The following is a 19903-nucleotide window of genomic DNA, read 5'->3' as shown; positions in this document are numbered from 1 at the left end:
CGCAGCCGGGCGGCCGTGATGCCGTACGTCTCCAGGACGCGGACCCCGTCGGGGCCGGGGGCGAAGACGCCGTGGTCGGTGTAGACGCGGTGGACGCAGGCGGCCCCGGTGAGCGGGTAGGTGCACTCGGGGACGAGCTTGGCGGCGCCGTCGTGGTCTCCCTCAGCGGCGCGGGGGCGGCGTTCACGGCGAACCTGACGGGTGCGGGCCTGACGCCCGGTGAGGCCGCCGCGGCGGGCGGGATCGCCCGGGCGGGCGGGCCGATCGCGGTGAACAGCCTGCCGCCCGGCACCCCCGGATCGGCGGCGCACGGTCTCGCCCTGGATGCCCTGGGCAGTGGCTTCGGCACGGCCTACCTGGTGTACGGGGTGGCGGCGGCCGCCGCCGCGGCCCTGACCGCCTTCGGCATGACCGGGATCCGCGCCCGTCACTCCTCGGCGGACGAGGCGTCCGGTGTCCTGCCGTCCGCGCCGGACGACAGGACACCGGACCCGGCCGCCGCGTCCTAACTCAGCGGCTCGATACGGATGTTGCGGTAACGGACCTTGTTGCCGTGGTCCTGCAGCCGGATGGCTCCGGCTGCGGGGCCCTCGGCGATTCCGCCACCCGTCGGGCTGTCGACGGTCACGTCGTCGTGGATCTTCTTGCCGTTCCAGACCACGGTGACGCGGGCGTCGGCCGTCTTCCCGCCCTCGGCGTCGTAGCGCGCCGCGTGGAAGACGATGTCGTACGACTGCCAGGTCTCCGGGGCCTTGGCGGCGTTCACGTCGGGGGCCTTCTTCAGATAGATCGCTCCCGCTTCATCGGTGTCGAGTGTGGTGTCGCCGTAGGAGTCCAGGATCTGGAGCTCGTAACGGTCCTGGAGGTAGACGCCGCTGTTGGCGCGGTCCTGGCCCGTCACGTCCGGGGGCAGCTGGGGCAGCCAGTACTCCACGTGCAGCTTGAAGTCGTCGTAGCTGTTCTTGGTGCGGATGTCCCCGCAGCAGACCTCCGTCGCGCCGTCGGTGACGGGCCACTGGACCGGGCGCCCGTCGGTGTGCTGCCACCGGTCGAGGCCGTCACCGTCGAACAGGCCGACCGGCCTGCCGTGCCGGTCGACGCTGAGGAGGTCGAGGTTGACATGGCCGGTGTCGCCCTCGTCGTAACGGTAGGCGACGCTGTTGTGCCCGGCGCGCAGCTTCAGTGCCTCGGTCTGTGTCGACCAGGTGTCCCAGTCACCGGTGCTGCGGAACCCGGTCTGCTTCACCTTCTTGCCGTTGACGTACAGGGAGAGGGACTTGGTGCCCTGGAAGGGGTTCGGGCCGTTGGAGTAGCGCAGCCCCAGGTCGTACGTTCCGCTCCTGTCCACCTCGACGTCGAAGGTCGTCGTGGCGCCCTGGGTGCCGTACCGGTCGACGAAACCGCTGCCGGAGTAGCCCCGGTGGTCGGTGTTGATGCCGGCCGCGCCGGTGAGGGCCGCCTCCTCGGCCTCGTACAGCGGGCCCTGTTCGGGCTGCTTGCCCGGCATGGCGTTGAGGGTGTACCAGGCCTCCGTGCTCCACAGGGTCTCGCCCGACGCCGAGCTGAACGGGCGCGGGGAGCGGATGTGCACGACGCGGCCCGGCTTGAGTCCCTCGACGGCCAGCGTCACCTTCTTGCGGTCGCGCGACAGCTTGGCCGACGTCACCTCGAGGGTCTCCTCGGCGATCTTGGGACCGCCGTAGTCGCGCGTCGGGGTGTAGCGCCACTGCTCGGCCTCGTAGTGGCTGACAAGGTTGTCAGCGGTCTCCTGCGACAGCGGCTGGGTGTACTCCAGCTCGAAGCCGCCCTTCTTCACCCGCATGGCCTGGATGTCGAAGGTGTTGCCGCCGTTCGGCGTCAGCTTCTGGAGGCCGTACCTGAGCTTGCCCTCCTGGCCCCAGTTGCCGTCCGCCCCCAGACCGCCCGCGTAGATCGCGCCGTCGGGGCCCATGGTGATCCGGTTGACTCCGGCTTCGAGGCCCTGGGTGAAGCGGAAGACCGCGCCCTGGTACTGGCCCTTGACCTTCTCCAGGTAGGCCCGCTGGAGACCGCCGTAGGTGACGTCACCGAACAGCATCTGCCCCTTGAACCTGCCCTTGGTCAGGTAGAGCGGTGTGCTGGGCGAGTTGGCGATCTCGTTCTGCGGGAGCCAGAGCACCGGCTGGGTCACCGGCTCGGAGTCGAAGGGGCCCGCGGGGTTGGTGTAGTGGTTGAAGAAGCGGTCCTGCTCGATGTGGACCAGCTTCGACGAGGGGAGCCAGCCGCCCTGGTTGTCGGTGGCGAAGATGTCACCGCCGGGGCCCCAGCCGATGCCGTTCGGGGTGCGCAGACCGCCGGCGATGTAACTGACCTCGCCGGTCTTCTTGTCGACCTTGACGGTGGCGCCGCGGCCGGGTGCGGGCTGCGGGTCCGTGGTGGCGCCGCCGTAGTTGATGGCGACGGACAGGTTCAGATAGAAGTAGCCCTTGCGGTACAGCAGCCCGAAGGCGAACTCGTGGAAGTTGCCGCCGTAGGGCCAGGTGGCGATCGTCTTGAACTCGTCCATGACGCCGTCGCCGTCGCTGTCGCCCAGCTCCGTCAGCTCGTGCTTCTGGGAGACGAAGATGGTGCCGTCGACGACCTTGAGGCCCATCGGCTCCTTGAGGCCCTCGGCGATCTTCGTGGCCTTCACCTGGTCCGGGCCGGTGGTGCCGGTGACCTCGTCCATGACGTAGACCTCGCCGGCGGTGTTGTCGGTGCCGCCCCAGGTGCTCACCACCAGACGGCCGTCGGGCAGCCAGTCCATGCCGGTGACCTGCGGCTGGAAGCCCTCGGGGCGCAGGTCGGTGAGGGTGTGGTCGGGGCGCACCGAGTTGAGCGGGAGGCCGTCGCCCGGCGAGTCCCTGACGCCCTCGCACTCCTTGCGGCCCGGTGCGGTGACGCGGACCACGCCGGCGTCGGTGCTCAGGGCCGCGTTCGGCACGGTCGCGAAGTCGCTCGCGCCCGGCGGCCGCCAGGCCAGGTTGAGCACCTGATCACCGCCGCGCTCGAAGTGGTCGATGCGCAACGCGTGCATGCCCTCGGTCAGTTGGACGGCGCCGTCCTTGGGCTCGGCACCGTGCAGCCCGTCGTGGTCGATGACCAGCCGGTCGTCGACCAGCAGCCGTGAGCCGTCGTCGCTGGAGAGCCGGAAGGTGTACGAACCGTCGGCCGGCACATGGATGTTGCCGGTGACCTGGGTGACGAAGTTGTCGCCGAACCCGCCGAAGTCGCCGGTCGTGCTCCAGTCAACGGTCGGCATCAGTTTGTCGACGTTGGGGGTCTGTCCGGGCTTGAGTGTGCAGATCTTCTCGAGCGGGACCTGGACGTCGAAGACGCGCAGGGTGACGCCGGGCTCCTGGGGCGGCACGTCGGCCTGGAGTGCGGCGCCCGGCCGGGCGGCCGCCAGGGGGGATCCGTAGATCCCGCCCGCGAGGAACGCACCAACGAGTAACCCTGTCAAGCGTCTTCGGGCGCGCCGGTACAGCCGTGCGTCCATGCTTCCTCCTGCTGGGTCGACCGGAGGGCCGGATGACTCCGGTGCCGAATGGGCGAAACGCCAACGGTTGCGGCCGACACGCTAGGAGACTTCTGCTCAACCCGTCCAGACTTTGTCATCGATGAGTTCAAAGTCCTTCCGGTGGGCAGCATTCATCGATGTAACGGGTGCGCTGTGGAGCCGGCGTGCTGTTACCGGGAGGGCGGGAGGCGGTAGACGGAGACGTGGGAGCGCGACTCGGCGGTGAACGCGGCGCCGTCCCAGTCCGCGTGCCTGGACTCCAGCTCGAAACCGGCCAGTCGGGCCATGAGGTCGAGTTCGGCCGGCCAGATGTAGCGGTGCGGACTGCGGAACAGCTCCGCCTGCCGGCTGTCGCCGAAGTGGAAGTGGTGCGACACGACGTGCTGGCGCAGGACGTCGTAGGTGTCCAGGCCGATGTACCCGGACTCGGAATGCCAGACCGTGGCCGTCTGGCCCGGTGGGAGTTTGCGCAGTTCGGGGACCCAGAGTTCGATCACGAACCGCCCGCCGGGGCCGAGGTGGCGGGCGGCGTTGCGGAAGCACTCGACCTGCTCGGCCTGGGTGAGCAGATTGGAGATGGTGTTGAAGACGAGGTAGACCAGGGTGTACTCACCGGGGGCGGCCGTGGTCGCCATGTCACCGATGATCACGGGGATCGTCGTCTCGTCGGCCTTGGTGCGCAGTTGCTCCACCATCGGCGGGGACAACTCGATGCCGGTGACGGGCACTCCGCGCCCGGCGAGCGGAACGGCCACCCGGCCCGTGCCGACGGCGAACTCGAGCGCCGCCCCGCCCTCGGCGAGCCGGGCGAGGCGGTCCACGGCCGGGTCCAGAACCTCGGGCGCGAACATGCCGGTGCCGGGCGTGTCATAGCGCCGGGCGGTATCGGCGTCCCAGATGTCCTTCTGCTCCATTGCACCAACGCTCGCCGTCGGCGCGGGAGTTGTCCAGCGAATTACGTCAGGGCTTGCGGGCGAGACCGCCGTGCTCGCCGATGGGCTCCGGGGCGGGGGTGTCGCTGTCCGGGCGCCAGAGCGGGACGGAGACGACGCCGGGCTCGACGAGGTCCAGACCCTCGAAGTACGCCGCGATCTGATCGATGGTGCGCAGGTTGTAGGGGACGGCACCGCTCTCGTTGTAGGCGTCCTGGGCCTGCTCGAAGACGGGGTCGATGCCGCGCGAGCCGTCGTTGACGGAGAGGTAGCTGCCGGAGGGCAGGGCGGCCATCAGCCGGGTGACGATGGAACGCGCCTGGTCGTAGTCGGCGATGTGGCCCAGGATGTTGCTGAGGATGAGGGCCGTGGGCCGCTCGAGGTCCAGCGTCTCGGCGGCGACCTCCAGGATGCGGTCGGGTTCCAGGAGGTCGGCGTCCACGTACGCGGTCGCCCCCTGGGGGGTGGAGTAGAGCAGGGCGCGGGCGTGGGCCAGGACCATCGGGTCGTTGTCGACGTAGACGATCCGGGACTCGGGGGCGATCCGCTGGGCGACCTGGTGGGTGTTGTCGGCCGTCGGCAGTCCGGTCCCGATGTCCAGGAACTGCCGGATGCCCACCTCGCCGGCCAGGTAGGTGATGTTGCGGCGCAGGAAGGCACGGCTGCTGCGGGCGATGGTGCCGATCCCGGGGAAGACGGCGGTGTAGGCGTCGCCCGCCTTCTCGTCGACGGGGTAGTTGTCCTTCCCGCCCAGCCAGTAGTTCCAGATCCGGGCCGAGTGCGGCACCGAGGTGTCGATCTTCTGCTGCGCTGATCCGGGCGCTGCGGCAGGGTCGGTCATGAGTACCGTCCGTAGTCGTTCGGGGGCTGTTCTGGCCAACGCATAATCTACGGTCCCACAGCTCGCCGGCGCGGGCTTGTTCGGCAGGGACACGGGGCGACTTCACGTCGCGCGGTCCGCGGAACGCGCCAGGTCCACCGTCGCGCCGCAGCTCGTGCACCCCGCTGACCAGGCAGGTCGCGTCGGCGGCCCGATCCGCCCAGCGGGCAAAGCCGGGGGGCTCCGCCGCTCAGCCGAGTTCCACCAGCAGGTCACCGCCCTCCACCTGCTGGATCCGGTTGATCGCCAGCCGGGTGACCGTGCCGGACTTCGGGGCGGTGATCGCGGCCTCCATCTTCATCGCCTCGATCGTGGCCACCGTGGCGCCGGCCGCCACCTCGTCGCCCTCGGCGACCGCGAGGGTCACCACACCGGCGAACGGGGCCGCGACATGGCCGGAGTCGGCGCGGTCGGCCTTCTCGGTGACCGGGACGTCGGAGGCCGCCGCCCGGTCGCGGACCTGGATCGGCCGCAACTGGCCGTTCAGGGTGGACATCACGGTGCGCATGCCCCGCTCGTCGGCGTCGCCCACCGCCTGCAGCTCGATGAGCAGCCGCACACCGGGATCGAGGTCGACGCTGTACTCGCTGCCGGGGCGCAGCCCGTAGAAGAAGTCCTTGCTGTCCAGGACGCCGGTGTCGCCGAAGGACTGGCGGTGCGTCTCGAACTCCCGGGTGGGGCCGGGGAAGAGGAGCCGGTTGAGGGTCGGCCGGCGGTCCTTCACCAGACCGGCGCGGTCGTCGGCGGTCAGTTCCCGGACCGGCTTGGGTTCGGCGCGGCCCCGCAGGGCCTTGCTGCGGAACGGCTCGGGCCAGCCGCCGGGCGGGGTGCCCAGCTCGCCGCGCAGGAAGCCGATCACGGAGTCCGGGATGTCGAACCGGTCGGGCTCCTCCTCGAAGTCCTCCGGGGAGACGCCCGCGCCCACCAGGTGCAGGGCCAGGTCGCCGACCACCTTCGACGAGGGGGTGACCTTCACCAGACGGCCGAGCATCCGGTCGGCGGCGGCGTACATCGCCTCGATGTCCTCGAAGCGGTCGCCGAGACCCAGCGCGATCGCCTGGGTGCGCAGGTTGGAGAGCTGCCCGCCGGGGATCTCGTGGTGGTAGACGCGGCCGGTCGGCGAGGCCAGGCCCGCCTCGAAGGGGGCGTAGACCTTGCGGACGCTCTCCCAGTAGGGCTCCAGGTCGCCGACGGCCGTCAGGTCCAGGCCGGTGGGGCGCTCGGAGTGGTCGGTCGCGGCGACGATCGCCGACAGGGAGGGCTGGGAGGTGGTGCCCGCCATGGAGGCCACGGCTCCGTCGACCGCGTCCGCGCCGGCCTGGACCGCGGCGAGGTAGGTGGCGAGCTGGCCGCCGGCGGTGTCGTGGGTGTGCAGGTGGACCGGCAGGTCGAACTCCCGGCGCAGGGCCGACACCAGGGTCGCCGCGGCGGGGGCCCGCAGCAGTCCGGCCATGTCCTTGACGGCCAGGACGTGCGCGCCCGCCTCCACGATCTGCTCGGCCAGACGCAGGTAGTAGTCCAGGGTGTAGAGCCGCTCGGACGGGTCGGACAGGTCGGCGGTGTAGCACAGGGCCACCTCGGCGACGGCCGTGCCGGTCTCGCGTACGGCGTCGATGGCGGGCCGCATCTGGGAGACGTCGTTGAGCGCGTCGAAGATGCGGAAGATGTCGATGCCGGTCGCCGCCGCCTCCTGCACGAAGGCGTCGGTCACCTCGGTCGGGTACGGGGTGTAGCCGACGGTGTTGCGGCCGCGCAGCAGCATCTGGAGGCAGATGTTGGGCACGGCCTCCCGGAGGGCGGCCAGCCGCTCCCAGGGGTCCTCGGCGAGGAAGCGCAGGGCGACGTCGTACGTGGCGCCGCCCCAGCACTCCAGGGAGAGCAGCCCGGGCAGGGTGCGCGCCACCACGGGGGCGACGGCGAGCAGGTCCTTGGTGCGGACACGGGTGGCGAGCAGCGACTGGTGGGCGTCGCGGAAGGTGGTGTCGGTGACGCCGGTGACCGGCGAGTCGCGCAGCCGTCGGGCGAAGCCGTCGGGGCCGAGTTCGGCGAGCCGCTGCCGGGAGCCGGCCGGCGGTTCGCCGGCGGGCAGCGGTGGCAGCTTGGTGAGCGGGTCGACGAGCTGGGGCCGCTCGCCGTGCGGCTTGTTCACCGTGACGTCGGCGAGGTAGGTGAGCAGCTTGGTGCCGCGGTCGGCGGAGTGGCGGGCGGTGAGCAGCTCCGGGCGCTGCTCGATGAACGACGTGGTGACGTGTCCGGCCCGGAAGTCCGGATCGTCCAGGACCGCCTGGAGGAAGGGGATGTTGGTGGCGACGCCGCGGATGCGGAACTCGGCCACCGCGCGCCGGGCCCGGCCCACCGCGGCGCCGAAGTCCCGTCCCCGGCAGGTGAGTTTCACCAGCATCGAGTCGAAGTGGGCGCTGATCTCCGTACCGGCGTGGGTGGTTCCGCCGTCCAGGCGGATGCCGGAGCCGCCGGGTGAGCGGTAGGCGCTGATCCGGCCGGTGTCCGGGCGGAAGCCGTTGGCGGGGTCCTCGGTGGTGATACGGCACTGCAGCGCGGCGCCGCGCAGGGTGACGGTCTCCTGCGAGAGCCCGAGGTCGGCGAGGGTCTCGCCGGCCGCGATGCGCAGCTGTGCCTGCACCAGGTCGACGTCGGTGACCTCCTCGGTGACCGTGTGCTCGACCTGGATGCGCGGGTTCATCTCGATGAAGACGTGGTTGCCGTCCCGGTCGAGGAGGAACTCCACCGTGCCGGCGTTGCGGTAGCCGATCTGCCGGGCGAAGTTCACGGCGTCGGCGCAGATGCGGTCGCGCAGCGCGGGGTCGAGGTTCGGCGCGGGCGCGAGTTCGATCACCTTCTGGTGGCGGCGCTGCACCGAGCAGTCCCGCTCGAACAGGTGGATGACGTCGCCCTGTCCGTCGGCGAGGATCTGCACCTCGATGTGGCGGGGTTCGACGACGGCCTTCTCCAGGAACACCGTGGGATCGCCGAACGCGGACGCCGCCTCCCGGGAGGCCGCCTCGATGGACTCCCTGAGCTGGGCGGGGTCCTCGACGCGGCGCATGCCGCGCCCGCCGCCGCCGGCGACCGCCTTGACGAACACGGGGAAGCCGATGCCGTCGGCTGCGCGGACGAGTTCGTCGACGTCGGTGGAGGGCGCCGAGGAGCCGAGCACGGGCACCCCGGCCTCGCGGGCGGCGGCCACCGCACGGGCCTTGTTCCCGGTCAGTTCCAGGATCCGGGCGCTGGGGCCGACGAAGGTGATGCCGGCCTCTTCGCACGCTTTGGCGAGTTCGGGGTTCTCGGACAGGAACCCGTAGCCCGGGTAGACGGCGTCGGCGTCCGCGCGGCGCGCGGCACGGACGATCTCCTCGACGGAGAGGTAGGCCCGCACCGGATGTCCCGGTTCGCCGATCTCGTACGCCTCGTCCGCCTTCAGGCGGTGCAGCGAGTTGCGGTCCTCGTGCGGGAAGACGGCGACGGTTCGGGCGCCCAGTTCGTAGCCCGCGCGGAACGCCCGAATCGCGATCTCGCCGCGGTTGGCGACCAGCACCTTGCGGAACATGCTCGATCCCTTCAGCCTGCCGGTGACAAGGACCATCGTGTCGGCGGCAGGTCCGGGACGCCATGTGAGCCGGGCCACTCACCGCCGGTCCGCCGGCGATGTGAGGGGCCTCGGAGGGAACGTTTCCCCTCCAGGGCCCTCCGTCACTCTCCGTGAACCTCACCGCGCCGGCATCCGGCGGTTCTACCGGAACAGCGCGGCGTGGCGTCGTGCCCAGTCGGCGAAGGGGCGCGGCGGGCGGCCGGTGACGTCCTCGACGGCGAGGCCGGCCCGGAGCTCCTCGGGGGTGGGGGCGCCCAGGATGTCGAGCGTGGTGTCGACCACCTCCTCGGGCATGAACTGCCGCATCTGCGCGCGGGCCTCGTCCCGGGTCTGTCCCACGAAGCGCACCGGTTCGCCGACCGCCTCGCCGATCGCCTCGGCCCGCTGTCGGGGCGTGGTGAGGGCGGGGCCGGTCAACTCGTAGGCGTGGCCGTGGTGTTCCGCCCCGCGCAAGGTCACCGCGGCCACGTCGGCGATGTCGGCCGGGTCGATCGTGGGCAGCCCCACGTCGCCGAACGGCGCGACGACCGTCCGCCGGGTGCGCACCTCTTCGGCCCAGGCGAGAGCGTTGGAGTGGAAGCCGCCGGGGCGCAGGATCGTCCAGTCCAGACCCGACTGCCGTACGGCGTCCTCGATGGCCCGCGCCACCCGGCCGTGCGACGCCGACCTCGGCCGGGTGACGACTCCCTGCGAGGACAGCAGGACGACGCGTCCGATTCCGGCGGTCTTGGCGGCACCGAGGATGCCGTGCGGGTCCAGCAGATGCGCACTGGCTCCCCCGCTCTGCAGGAACAGCGCGTCGGCGCCGGCGAAGACCTCGCGCAGGCTGTCGGCGTCGGTGAGGTCCGCGCGCAGGTGTCGTACGTCCCCCGGTACATCGGCGGCCGAGACCGCCCTGGAGGTGGCGGTCACCCGCTCGCCGTCCGCCGCGAGGGTGCGGACGAGTTCCCGGCCGACGTTCCCGGTTGCTCCGGTCACCACGAACATGAACAACTCCCCTGTTGTCTCGGTGTGGTGAGGACGCTAACAGCATCGATATAGTAGGTACCCAGGAGATAGTGACTATCCCGGAGGAGTGCGCATGGCGGGGAACACGACACGGGCGGCGGCCGCCGGGACCGAGCCGGAACTCGCCTGCCCCATCAGCCCGGTCGTGGACATCGTGTTCAGCCGGTGGACCACCCCGGTCCTGTGGACGCTGCACACGTACGGCCGACAGCGCTTCGTCGAGCTGCAACGGCGGATCGGCGGGGTCACCCCGAAGGTGCTGACGCAGCGGCTGCGGCAGTTGGAGCGCGACGGCCTGGTCGTGCGTACGTACCACCCGGAGGTTCCGCCCCGCGTCGAGTACGAGATCAGCGAGTTGGGCCTCAGCCTCGCGCCGCTCTTCGCACACCTCTCCCAGTGGGCCACGGCCAACCTGGGCGAGGTCGAGCGGGCCCGGCGGGCCTACGACGAGGACCCCGCCCGATAGCCCCGGACGGTCAGGCCTGACCGGTCTCGAAGCGGGAGATGCGACCGTCGTCGTCGACGGTGAAGGACCACCGGGTGCGCATCTCGCCCCAGGTGTCGTTGCTGTAGCGGGCGAGGAGGCGACGGCCGCCGCCGGACTCGTTGTCGACCTCCAGATGCCCGTGGGAGGAGAAGATCTCCCGGTCGATCCACTCGGTGAGGTCGCGCTCGGAACCGTCGTCCGCCATGGTCGCGTCGGGCGCCAGCAGGGACAGGAAACCGTCCCGGTCGTGGTTGTTGACGGCCGTGACGAAGGCGCGGACGGCGGGGTCGCTGAGACGGGTGCTCTGAATCGTCATGTCTGCCAGCGTCGTACCGGCCGCCGGAGCCCGCCACCCGCGTCACCCGAACGGCGACCGGTGGCGCGCCGGTCCGGTGGTGGGGGTGCGACGGTGGTCGGGCCAAGCCACTGCTCCGGGAGACGACGTGACCTGTTACGACCGACGTGATCTGGGCCTGCTGCTGCTCCGGCTGGGAACGGGCGGGGTGCTCGCGGCGCACGGCGCGCAGAAGCTGTTCGGCTGGTTCGGCGGCGGCGGCCTCGAGGGCACCGGTCAGTTCATGGAGTCCATCGGCTATGTGCCCGGCAGGGCGAGCGCCACGGCGGCGGGTCTCGCCGAGACCGGCGGGGGTGTGCTGCTCGCGCTCGGTCTGGCCACCCCGGCGGCGGGCGCCGCGGCGGCCGGCGCGATGGCGGGCGCGTCCGCCGTGCACGCGCCCAACGGCTTCTTCAACCAGGAGGGCGGCTTCGAGTACGCCGCGTCCCTGGGCCTGACGGCCGCCGGACTCGCCGTCACGGGTCCCGGCCGGCTCTCCCTGGACCACGCCCTCGGCCACGCGGTCAACCGGAACTGGATGATCCCGGTGGCCTTCGCGGTGACCGCGGCGGCCACGACGATGACGGTGGGGGCGCGCGTCCGGCGGCTGCGGAAGGCCAAGGAGGGCGAGCAGGAGACGCTGTTCGAGGAGTAGTCCGACGGGCCGGCGGCCTCAGCAGCCCGTCGGCTCCGTACAGGGACCGCCCTCGGGCAGATGCGTCTCGGCCCACTTGCCGAGTTCCTTGAGCGCGGGTCCCAGCGCCGCGCCCGACTCCGTCAGACGGTAGGTGACCCGCAGCGGCGGTCCCTCGTCGACCTCACGGACCAGGAGTCCCGCGGCGCCCAGTTCCGTCAGCCGGTCGGAGAGCATGCGCTCGCTGATGCCGGGGACGGCCCGGCGCAGATCGGCGAAGTACGCCGGCTGGTCCACCAGCACGGCCACGATCGGGCCGGTCCAGCGCTTCCCGAGCAGCTGGAAGACGCGGGTGATGCCGCCGTCCACCTTCTTGCACGCCTCTGTCCCATGCGCCTGCTCGACCGCCATGCGCCCAGGGTACTACGCGTCCACAAGGGGATGAAAAAAAGTAAGTACCTATGTTATTCATAGTCGAGTACGAAACTTCAGCGGTGGCGTCGTGACGCCTCCGCCCCCGCACCCATGGGAGAAACCCCGGATGACCACCCTTCTGCACATCGACTCCTCCGTCCTCCCGGCGTCCGCCTCCGCGTCCCGCGCCGTGGCGGAGACCTTCCGCAAGGCGTGGGAGGAGCAGCACCCGGAGGGCACGGTGATCTACCGCGACCTCGCCGCGAACCCCGTTCCGCACCTCACCGCCGACGCCCACACGGCGGGCTTCGCGGACCCTGCCGCGCACACTCCCGGGCAGGCCGCCGCCTTCGCCGGGCGCCTGGAGCTGATCGAGGAGCTCGAGCGGGCGGACGCGCTGCTGATCGGCGCCCCGATGTACAACTTCACGATCCCCTCCACGCTCAAGGCGTGGCTGGACAACGTGGTCCTGATGGGCCGCACCGCGGGCGAGAACCCCTCCGCCAAGGGCACCCCGGTCACCGTGATCGCCAGTCGCGGCGGCTCCTACGCGCCGGGCACCCCGCGCGAGGGCTACGAGTACGTCCAGAACTACCTGCGGGCGGTGCTGGTCGACTTCCTCGGCCTCGACCTCGACTTCATCGTCCCGGAGCTGACCATGGCCGCGCAGAACCCGGCGATGGCCGAGCTGATCCCGCTCTTCGAGAGCTCCCGCGAGCGCGCCCACCAGGACGCGGCCATCCGGGCCAAGTCCCTCGCCGAGCGGCTGGCGGCGTAACCCGGCGGCGCCCGGCGGCTCCCGGCCCGCCGGGTCGGGCCCGCCGGCTCAGGCCCGGCGCCGGGCGTCCTCCAGGTAGTGCAGCACGGCCGCGACCCGGCGGTCCGTACGGTCGGCCGGCGCCAGATCGAGCTTGGCGAAGATGCTGCGGATGTGTTTGTGGACGGCACCGTCGGTGACGACGAGCCGTTCGGCGATGGCCGCGTTGCCCAGCCCCTCGGCCATCAGGGCGAGCACATCCCGTTCGCGCGGGCTGAGCCGCCGCAGCCGGGCGTCCGGGCGGCTGCGGGTGAGCAGTTGGGCGACGACCTCGGGGTCGATGGCGGTGCCGCCGTCCGCCACCCGGTGCAGCGCGTCGAGGAACTCCTCGACCCGGCCGACCCGTTCCTTGAGCAGATAGCCGAGCCGGGCGCTGCCCTGGGCGAGCAGGTCGGTGGCGAAGGCCTGCTCGACGTAGGCGGACAGGACGAGGACGGCGAGTTCGGGCCGGCGCCGCCGGGCCTCCACGGCGGCGGTGATCCCCTCGTCGGTGTGGGTGGGCGGCATCCGGACGTCCACGATGGCGACGTCCGGCTTCTCCGCGTCCACGGCGGCCAGGAAGGTGCCGGGGTCCTCGGCCGTGGCCACCACGTCCAGGGACTCGGCGCGCAGCAGCAGTGCCAGCCCCTCGCGCAGCAGGGCGTCGTCCTCGGCGATCACGATCCGCATGGCAGGGTCACCTTCAGGGTGGTGGGGCCGCCGGGTGGGCTGGCCAGTTCCAGTGTTCCGTCGTGCGCCTCGGTGCGTCGGCGGATGCCGGTGAGTCCGGACCCGTTCCGCTCGTCCGCTCCGCCGCGGCCGTCGTCGTGGATCTCCACGTACAGCCGGTCGTCCAGGCGGCGCACGACGACACCGGCGTCACGGGCGCCGCTGTGCTTGGCGATGTTGCTGAGGGCCTCGGCGACCACGAAGTACGCCGTCGCCTCCACCGACGCCGCGCACCGGCCGGGCACGTCGGTGTCGACGCGGCAGGGTACCGGGCAGTCGGCCGCCAGGGCGGTGAGGGCGTCGGGCAGACTGCGGTCGGCCAGGACCGGCGGGAGGATGGAGCGGACGACCGCCCGCAGTTCGGCCAGCGCCTGTTCGGCGGCCTCCTGGGCGCGTTCGAGGACGGCGTCGGCCTCGGCGGGGTTGCGGGTCAGGGCGCGGCGGGCCGCGCCGAGCAGCACGGTGACCGCGACGATCCGGTTCTGTGTGCCGTCGTGCAACGCCCGCTCGACGCGGCGCAGTTCGGTGGCGTGGGCGTCGAGTGCGGCGGCCCTGGTGGCGGTGAGTTCGGCGACCCGCAGGACGAGGTCGGTTCCGGGGTCCGGGCTGAGCAGCCGCCGTCCGGGCCAGGCCTGGAGCCGGGCGAGCGCGGGGGCGCAGAGCACGATGACGGCGACGAACAGCACGCCGAACAGGGTGACGGACAGGGCGCCGGGCCAGTCCCGTACGGTCCACCAGCCCAGGGCCGCGGTGGACTCGCTCTCCGGCAGGAGGCGCCAGTACAGCGGGAAGGTGATGTCGTGTGCCGCGTTCAGCGGCAGCGTCGCCCCGACCAGTCCGAGGAGCAGGCCGAAGAGCGCGTGCGTGCACACCCAGCGCGCCTCACGGCGCACCGCGCGGTCCGCGAGCGCCGCCCGGAGCCCGGCCGGTGGCTCCGCGGGGCCGATGATCTCCGGGCCCCACCGGGACAGCCGGGCCCGCTCCCGGTCGGCGACGGCCCGCACCGCGTGCAGGGCGGACGGCAGCAGCAACAGGCCCACACCGGCCAGGCAGGCCACCGCCGTCAGGGCCAGCCACAGCGTCGCGAGCAGCGCCAGCAGTCCGGTGCCCATCCCGCCGATGAGGTGTTCCAGAGCGTCCAGCGCGGCCCGCGCACGGGCCGGCACGGCCCCTGAACGCCCCGGCCGGCCGGCCGCCCCGTCGTGAGTCGCCACCGCCCACACCTCCCAGGCGGGGAGGATAGGGCACCGGGTCCCGGGCCCGCCGGGCCATCCGCCCAGTGGTACGGGGCCGGAAGCGCTCCAGGACCGGCGCGGCGTGCTCACTCGCGGATGCCGATGCCCTCGGCCGGAGGGGTGCGCAGGAGCCGGCCGACGGGAAGCACCGTGGCGACGAGCGCCAGGGCGACGGTGCCGCCGCCGACGACGACCAAGCCGGCGGCCGGAACGTAGGGCACACGCTGCCCGGTCACGGCGTTGACGACCGAGGTCAGGGTGACGGCCGCGATCGCTCCGCCGATGACGAGCGCCACGCCCAGCAGGCCGGCCTGTTCGGCGTGCACCATCCGCTTCACCTGACGGCGGGTGACGCCGACCAGGCGCAGCAGGGCGAGTTCCCGGGTCCGGGCCAGGGCGGCCATGACGAGCGTGTTGGCGGCGGCCAGGACCGCGTAGCCGACCAGGACGGTGATGAGCAGCTTGTTCAGCCAACCGCTGACGGCCAGGTCCCGGGCGATGTCGCCGGTGAGCCGGTCGGTGTCGGCCACCGCGGCGGCCGGATACCGGCCGGCCAGATCGGCCAGGGCGGCTCCGGTGTCCGCGCCCGGTGCCGTGCGGATGAGCACCTGGTCGTCGAGTCCGGTGACGGTGTGCCCGGCGAGGGTCTTCGTGTGGAGGGTGACGTCGCCGAAGCCCCAGCCGCGTTCGTACAGGGCGACGACGCGCAGGGTGACGGGTGTGCCGTCGCCGAGCCACAGTCCGGCCTTCTCCCCGAGGTGCCATCCGGCGGCGTCCGCCTGTGCGGTGGACACGGCCACGGTGCCTTCGCGCAGCTCGGCGAGGCTGCCCGACCGGACGTCGAGATCCAGTGTCCGTTCCACGCCCTTCGGGTCGATTCCCTGGGCGACCACGGTCTGTGCCTCGAGCTCGCCCGGCACGACGACCGAGGTGCGGCGCACCCCGGTCGCGGCGAGCACGCCGGGGACACGGCGGGCCTCGGCCGTGGCGGAGGCGGGCAGGCCGGCGGCGGCGGTCAGGGCGTGCTGGGCGAGGGTGCCGTCGCGGCTCTGGACGACGGTCTGCCGCCGGAGGTTGTCCTGCAGGAACCAGACGGTGCCGCCGAAGCCGACGGAGAGCACCAGCGCGGTGAGTACGGCGACCGTGCCCCGCGCGTTGGCCCGCAGGTTCGCGGCGGCGAGGTAGCCGCTGTCGCCCCACACCGCCCGCAGCACGGGTCCGAGGAACCGGGCCGCGGCCTGGTTGATCCAGGGCGCGAGGAGTGCGACCCCGAGGACGAACGTGCAGAGCATGCCCATCGCGGCACCCAGCGCGGTCTGGCCGCCGGTGGCGCCGGTGAGGCCGGTCAGGGACACCGCGACGGCGAGGCACACCAGGCCGCTCACCACGCGCGCCCTGCTGCCGGGACCGCGCTCCACGGCCGCCTCCCCGAGCGCCTCGGTGGGTTTGATCCGGGTGACGCGCAGTGCGGCGATCCAGGCGGCCAGGAGTGCCACGGCGGCGACGGCCACGGTCACGGCCGCGGCGGACAGCAGCCCGCCCCGGACGGTGAACCCTTCGGGTACGAACTCCCGGGACACCAGTTCGTCGCGGATGTACCGCGTGGCGAGCAGTCCGGCCGGGACGCCCACGGCGGCGGCGCCCAGGCCGAGCAGGCCCACCTCCGCGAGGAGCATCCGCCGTACCTGGCCCGGGGTGGCCGCGACGGCGCGCAGCAGGGCGAGGTCGCGGCGCCGGTGCCGTACCGACAGGCCGACGGTCCCGGCGACGACGAAGACGATGATCATCGCGGCGTACCCGGCGAACGCGCCGCCGGCCTGGAGGGTGAAGGCCCGTGTGGCGGCGGCCTCGGGCTGGGCGGCCAGTCCGCGTTCGTCACCGGTGTAGGCCGTCGCCTCCGCGCCGTCCGCCACCCGGCGCACTCCGGCGAGTACGGCCGAGCGGTCGGCGTCCGGTTCGGTGAGGACGCCGATGGCGTCGAAGCGGTCCGGGTGGGGGTCGAGGCGGGCGGCCCGCGTGTCGGTGAAGAACAGCGCCGCCCCCTCCCCCGGCGCGCCGTCGGTCTCGACCACGCCGCTCACCCGGTAGGGCCGGCTCTCTCCCCCGGTGACGACGTCGATGGTGTCGCCGGGGGCGAGCCCGCGGCCCTCGGCGAGCCGGGCGTCGACGGCGGTCTCCCCGTCGGCGCGCGGGGGTTCACCGGCCACCAGCCGGTACGGGGCGAGGACGGCGCTCGCCCAGCCGTGTCCCGTGACCGGCAGGTCCGGGGCCACCGTCGTGGTGACCGGGATCGCACGGTCGCCCACCGCGCGTGCCACACCGGGCACTTCGGCCAGTTCTCCGGCCAACTTCCCCGGAACGCTGCCGCGTTCGGGAAGCGCGATGGTGGTGTACTCGGTCTCGCCGAACATCGTCGTGGCCACCCTCAGGTCCCGGTCGGCGACGACGGCGAGCGTGGCGTCATAACGTCCTGGCTGACCCTTGTGGCGCCATCCGGACTCCACGAGCAGGGCACAGGTCATCAGGACGGCGACGCCGGCGGCGAGCGCGACGAACGTGGCGACGAAGCCGCCCTTGCGGAAGCGCACCATCCGCGCGGCCAGGTGGAGCACGGCTCAGCCCTCCCGGCTCGCGACGGGCTGCCGGCGGCCGAGCAGGGCCAGGTGTCCGGCGATCCGTTCGGCGCCGGGCTGTGCCATGTCCCGTACGATCCGCCCGTCGGCGAGGACCAGCACGCGGTCGGCCCAGGACGCGGCGACCGGGTCGTGGGTCACCATGACGACGGTCTGCCCGAACCGGTCGACCACCGACCGCAGCAGGGCGAGGACGTCGGCGGCGGTCCGGGTGTCCAGGGCTCCGGTGGGTTCGTCGCAGAAGATCACCTCGGGGCGGGTGACGAGCGCACGGGCGATGGCGACGCGCTGCTGCTGGCCGCCGGAGAGCTGCGCGGGCCGGTGCCGCAGCCGGTCGCCCAGTCCGACCCTCCCGATCACCTCGGCCACCCACGCCGGGTCGGGCCGCCGGCCCGAGAGCCGCGAGGGCAGCATGATGTTCTGCTCCACGTTCAGCGCGCCCACCAGGTTGAACGCCTGGAACACGAAACCGACCCGGCCGCGGCGCAGTTCGGTCAGCCGCTTCTCGGACATCGACGACAGGTCGGTGGCACCGATCCGTACCGTCCCCGAGTCCGGCCGGTCCAGTCCGGCCGCGCAGTGCAGCAGGGTGCTCTTGCCCGATCCGGACGGTCCCATCACGGCGGTCGCCGTGCCGCGCGTGAACACGGCGCTCACGTCGTCCAGCGCCACGACCGGCTGGTCACCGCCGTACGTCTTGTGCACATGGTCGAGGCCGACGGCGACGTCGGCCGGGGTCAGTGACATGGTGGGTCGCCTTCCGGGCGTGGCTCGTTGCGGTACCCGAACGACGGTAGGAGGCGCGGGGGCCGCCGCCCATGCAGCCAGTGACCCGACCGTGGTGGTGCAGGCACTACCACCGCCCGGCGGGCGGCATGACGTCCGCACGCGCGCCGTTCGCCCCGGCCCGGCGGGGTTTCGGCGGCGAGGACATGGGACCGCAGGTCAACGGAAGATCACCTACCGGTCTCGGCGGGCCCGCTCCGTGCCCTCTTCGAGACTCACCTGCAACGCTCCGTACCGCACGCTCCGGCCCGTCGCGCCGTCACAGTCACTGAAGTCGACGTCAACCGACCGAGGGGACACGGACGATGAAGTGGCACGGGACACGACGGCCGGCCGGAGCGCTGCTCGCGCTCGCGGCGGCGAGCTGCCTGCTGGCCGGCGGCTGCGGCGCGGGGAACGACAGCGACTCCAAGGCGGGCGACGCCTCCTACGACCGCGGGGGCGACGGCTCGGCGCCGCTGCCCGCCCCCGACCGGGGCTCGGGAGGGCGGTACGACGGTGAACGGGGCGAGGGCGAGCAGGACTCCCGCGAGGCCGCCCCCGATCCCGACCACCTGTCGACCTTCGCGCTGGACGTCGACACCGCCTCGTACGGCTATGCCCGCCGCACCCTCGCCGAGGGCCGGCTGCCGGATCCGTCGACCGTCCGTCCCGAGGAGTTCGTCAACAGCTTCCGGCAGGACTACGAGCGTCCCGGCGGCGACGGCTTCACGGTCACCGTGGACGGCGCCCGCACCGAAGAGGAGGACTGGTCGCTGGTCCGGGTCGGCCTGGCCACCAGGGCCGCCGATCCGGACGGTGAACGCCCGCCCGCCGCCCTGACGTTCGTCATCGACATCTCGGGGTCGATGGCGGAACCGGGGCGCCTCGACCTCGCACAGGACTCCCTCGCGACCATGACGGACCGACTGCGCGACGACGACTCGGTGGCCGTCGTCACCTTCAGCGACGAGGCCGAGACCGTCCTGCCGATGACCCGGCTCGGCGGCAACCGGGGCGAGGTCCACGACGCCGTCGACAGCCTGGAGCCGACCGACTCCACCAACCTCGGGGCGGGTGTCGAGACCGGGTACGAGACCGCCGTCGAAGGGCTGCGCGAGGGCGCGACCAACCGGGTCGTGCTCGTCTCGGACGCCCTCGCCAACACCGGTGACACGGACGCCGACGCGATCCTCGAACGCATCACGGAGTCCCGCCGCGAGCACGGCATCACCCTGTTCGGCGTCGGTGTCGGCAGCGACTACGGCGACGAACTCATGGAAGAGCTCGCCGACAACGGCGACGGCCACACGGTGTACGTGTCCGGCGAGGAGGACGCCCGCGAGGTGTTCTGCGAGCAGTTGCCCCGCAACATCGGGCTGACGGCCCGTGACGCCAAGGCTCAGGTCGCCTTCGACCCGGAGACGGTCGCCGAGTTCCGGCTCGTCGGCTACGACAACCGGCGGGTCGCCGACGAGGACTTCCGTGACGACCGCGTGGACGGCGGCGAGATCGGCCCCGGCCACACCGTGACCGCCCTGTACGCCGTGCGCACCCGGTCCGGGGCCGACGGACATCTCGCCACGGCCACCGTGCGCTGGCTCGACCCCGACAGCCGCACCCCGCACGAGGAGACGGGCGCCCTGGAGGCCGACGGTCTCGCCGGCTCCGTGTGGAGCGCGCGGCGCGGTCTGACGGTCACCGCGACCGCGGCCTACTTCGCCGACGCCCTGCGCTCGTACGACCACCGCTACAGCGCGCTGCCGGGCGCCCCCGCTCTCGGTGAACTCTCCGAGCGCGCGGGCGACCTGGCGGACCGGACGGAGGACGAGGACGTCCGCGAGCTGGCGAAGGCGATCCGCGCGGCGGACCGACTGGACCGACCCCTGCCCATTGACTGATCCTTACGCG

At 72.5% G+C, this 19903-nt stretch carries 16 protein-coding genes; 5 read left to right on the top strand and 11 right to left on the bottom strand.

Annotation, left to right across the window (positions count from 1 at the left end; translation table 11 throughout):
- The first annotated feature begins 71 nt into the window (after positions 1–71).
- Entirely contained in the window at positions 72–509 is a 438-nt protein-coding gene (locus tag ACFV5H_RS22820) for a hypothetical protein (protein ID WP_385196988.1), read from the top strand.
- Here the strand turns inward: ACFV5H_RS22820 and ACFV5H_RS22815 are convergent.
- From ACFV5H_RS22815 to ACFV5H_RS22795, 5 genes are all read right to left on the bottom strand, one after another.
- Positions 506–3517: a family 16 glycoside hydrolase gene (locus ACFV5H_RS22815; protein ID WP_385196985.1), complete on the bottom strand. Its 3012-nt coding sequence runs from the start codon at positions 3515–3517 to the stop codon at positions 506–508. The two genes, ACFV5H_RS22820 and ACFV5H_RS22815, sit on opposite strands and share 4 nt — an antisense overlap.
- A gap of 191 nt (positions 3518–3708) precedes the next feature.
- Positions 3709–4452: a class I SAM-dependent DNA methyltransferase gene (locus ACFV5H_RS22810; RefSeq protein WP_385196982.1), complete on the bottom strand. Its 744-nt coding sequence runs from the start codon at positions 4450–4452 to the stop codon at positions 3709–3711.
- Between the two features lie 46 nt (positions 4453–4498).
- On the bottom strand, positions 4499–5311 hold the full coding sequence (locus ACFV5H_RS22805) for an SAM-dependent methyltransferase (RefSeq protein ID WP_385196980.1): 813 nt from the start codon (positions 5309–5311) through the stop codon (positions 4499–4501).
- A gap of 229 nt (positions 5312–5540) precedes the next feature.
- A complete protein-coding gene (locus tag ACFV5H_RS22800; RefSeq protein WP_385196977.1) occupies positions 5541–8915 on the bottom strand; it encodes a pyruvate carboxylase in 3375 nt (1124 codons plus the stop codon).
- Positions 8916–9098: 183 nt separating this feature from the next.
- A complete protein-coding gene (locus tag ACFV5H_RS22795) occupies positions 9099–9944 on the bottom strand; it encodes an SDR family oxidoreductase (protein WP_385196975.1) in 846 nt (281 codons plus the stop codon).
- Positions 9945–10038: 94 nt separating this feature from the next.
- Here ACFV5H_RS22795 and ACFV5H_RS22790 point away from each other — a divergent pair, with 94 nt between their 5' ends.
- Positions 10039–10431, top strand: a complete 393-nt coding sequence (locus ACFV5H_RS22790; protein ID WP_385196973.1) for a winged helix-turn-helix transcriptional regulator — start codon at positions 10039–10041, stop codon at positions 10429–10431.
- A 10-nt stretch (positions 10432–10441) separates the two neighbouring features.
- Here the strand turns inward: ACFV5H_RS22790 and ACFV5H_RS22785 are convergent, their stop codons facing one another.
- Complete coding sequence (locus ACFV5H_RS22785) at positions 10442–10768, bottom strand: nuclear transport factor 2 family protein (protein ID WP_385196971.1); 327 nt, start codon at positions 10766–10768, stop codon at positions 10442–10444.
- A 127-nt stretch (positions 10769–10895) separates the two neighbouring features.
- Between ACFV5H_RS22785 and ACFV5H_RS22780 the strand changes: the two genes are divergently transcribed.
- Positions 10896–11441: a DoxX family protein gene (locus ACFV5H_RS22780; protein ID WP_385196969.1), complete on the top strand. Its 546-nt coding sequence runs from the start codon at positions 10896–10898 to the stop codon at positions 11439–11441.
- 18 nt (positions 11442–11459) lie between these two features.
- On the opposite strand, the gene ACFV5H_RS22775 is transcribed toward ACFV5H_RS22780, so the two are convergent.
- Positions 11460–11831: a winged helix-turn-helix transcriptional regulator gene (locus tag ACFV5H_RS22775; protein WP_385196966.1), complete on the bottom strand. Its 372-nt coding sequence runs from the start codon at positions 11829–11831 to the stop codon at positions 11460–11462.
- A 130-nt stretch (positions 11832–11961) separates the two neighbouring features.
- On the opposite strand from ACFV5H_RS22775, the gene ACFV5H_RS22770 reads away from it, so the two are divergent.
- Entirely contained in the window at positions 11962–12612 is a 651-nt protein-coding gene (locus tag ACFV5H_RS22770; protein ID WP_385196964.1) for an FMN-dependent NADH-azoreductase, read from the top strand.
- Positions 12613–12660: 48 nt separating this feature from the next.
- On the opposite strand, the gene ACFV5H_RS22765 is transcribed toward ACFV5H_RS22770, so the two are convergent.
- From ACFV5H_RS22765 to ACFV5H_RS22750, 4 genes are all read right to left on the bottom strand, one after another.
- Entirely contained in the window at positions 12661–13320 is a 660-nt protein-coding gene (locus ACFV5H_RS22765) for a response regulator (protein ID WP_385196961.1), read from the bottom strand.
- Entirely contained in the window at positions 13308–14573 is a 1266-nt protein-coding gene (locus ACFV5H_RS22760; RefSeq protein ID WP_385196958.1) for a sensor histidine kinase, read from the bottom strand. Before ACFV5H_RS22760 ends, ACFV5H_RS22765 begins: the two co-directional genes overlap by 13 nt.
- 107 nt (positions 14574–14680) lie before the next feature.
- A complete protein-coding gene (locus ACFV5H_RS22755; RefSeq protein ID WP_385196956.1) occupies positions 14681–17206 on the bottom strand; it encodes an ABC transporter permease in 2526 nt (841 codons plus the stop codon).
- A gap of 3 nt (positions 17207–17209) precedes the next feature.
- Positions 17210–17974, bottom strand: a complete 765-nt coding sequence (locus tag ACFV5H_RS22750; protein ID WP_385196954.1) for an ABC transporter ATP-binding protein — start codon at positions 17972–17974, stop codon at positions 17210–17212.
- Between the two features lie 344 nt (positions 17975–18318).
- Here ACFV5H_RS22750 and ACFV5H_RS22745 point away from each other — a divergent pair, with 344 nt between their 5' ends.
- The gene (locus ACFV5H_RS22745; RefSeq protein ID WP_385196951.1) at positions 18319–19893 is read left to right on the top strand and encodes a von Willebrand factor type A domain-containing protein; all 1575 of its coding nucleotides are present in this window, start codon (positions 18319–18321) and stop codon (positions 19891–19893) included.
- The last annotated feature ends 10 nt before the right edge of the window (positions 19894–19903 follow it).

Source organism: Streptomyces sp. NPDC059787 (assembly GCF_042732315.1).
Taxonomy (GTDB): Bacteria; Actinomycetota; Actinomycetes; order Streptomycetales; family Streptomycetaceae; genus Streptomyces; species Streptomyces atrovirens.
The sequence above is the reverse complement of the archived record's forward strand: the minus strand, read 5'-3'. Positions and strand labels throughout refer to the sequence as shown.

Bases quoted from the DNA above. Each gene is read 5' to 3' on its own strand.
- ACFV5H_RS22800 (WP_385196977.1), bottom strand. From the start codon at position 8,915: ATGTTCCGCAAGGTGCTGGTCGCCAACCGCGGCGAGATCGCGATTCGG.
- ACFV5H_RS22815 (WP_385196985.1), bottom strand. From the start codon at position 3,517: ATGGACGCACGGCTGTACCGGCGCGCCCGAAGACGCTTGACAGGGTTA.
- ACFV5H_RS22765 (WP_385196961.1), bottom strand. From the start codon at position 13,320: ATGCGGATCGTGATCGCCGAGGACGACGCCCTGCTGCGCGAGGGGCTG.
- ACFV5H_RS22810 (WP_385196982.1), bottom strand. From the start codon at position 4,452: ATGGAGCAGAAGGACATCTGGGACGCCGATACCGCCCGGCGCTATGAC.
- ACFV5H_RS22775 (WP_385196966.1), bottom strand. From the start codon at position 11,831: ATGGCGGTCGAGCAGGCGCATGGGACAGAGGCGTGCAAGAAGGTGGAC.
- ACFV5H_RS22785 (WP_385196971.1), bottom strand. From the start codon at position 10,768: ATGACGATTCAGAGCACCCGTCTCAGCGACCCCGCCGTCCGCGCCTTC.
- ACFV5H_RS22795 (WP_385196975.1), bottom strand. From the start codon at position 9,944: ATGTTCGTGGTGACCGGAGCAACCGGGAACGTCGGCCGGGAACTCGTC.
- ACFV5H_RS22805 (WP_385196980.1), bottom strand. From the start codon at position 5,311: ATGACCGACCCTGCCGCAGCGCCCGGATCAGCGCAGCAGAAGATCGAC.
- ACFV5H_RS22790 (WP_385196973.1), top strand. From the start codon at position 10,039: ATGGCGGGGAACACGACACGGGCGGCGGCCGCCGGGACCGAGCCGGAA.
- ACFV5H_RS22745 (WP_385196951.1), top strand. From the start codon at position 18,319: ATGAAGTGGCACGGGACACGACGGCCGGCCGGAGCGCTGCTCGCGCTC.
- ACFV5H_RS22750 (WP_385196954.1), bottom strand. From the start codon at position 17,974: ATGTCACTGACCCCGGCCGACGTCGCCGTCGGCCTCGACCATGTGCAC.
- ACFV5H_RS22770 (WP_385196964.1), top strand. From the start codon at position 11,962: ATGACCACCCTTCTGCACATCGACTCCTCCGTCCTCCCGGCGTCCGCC.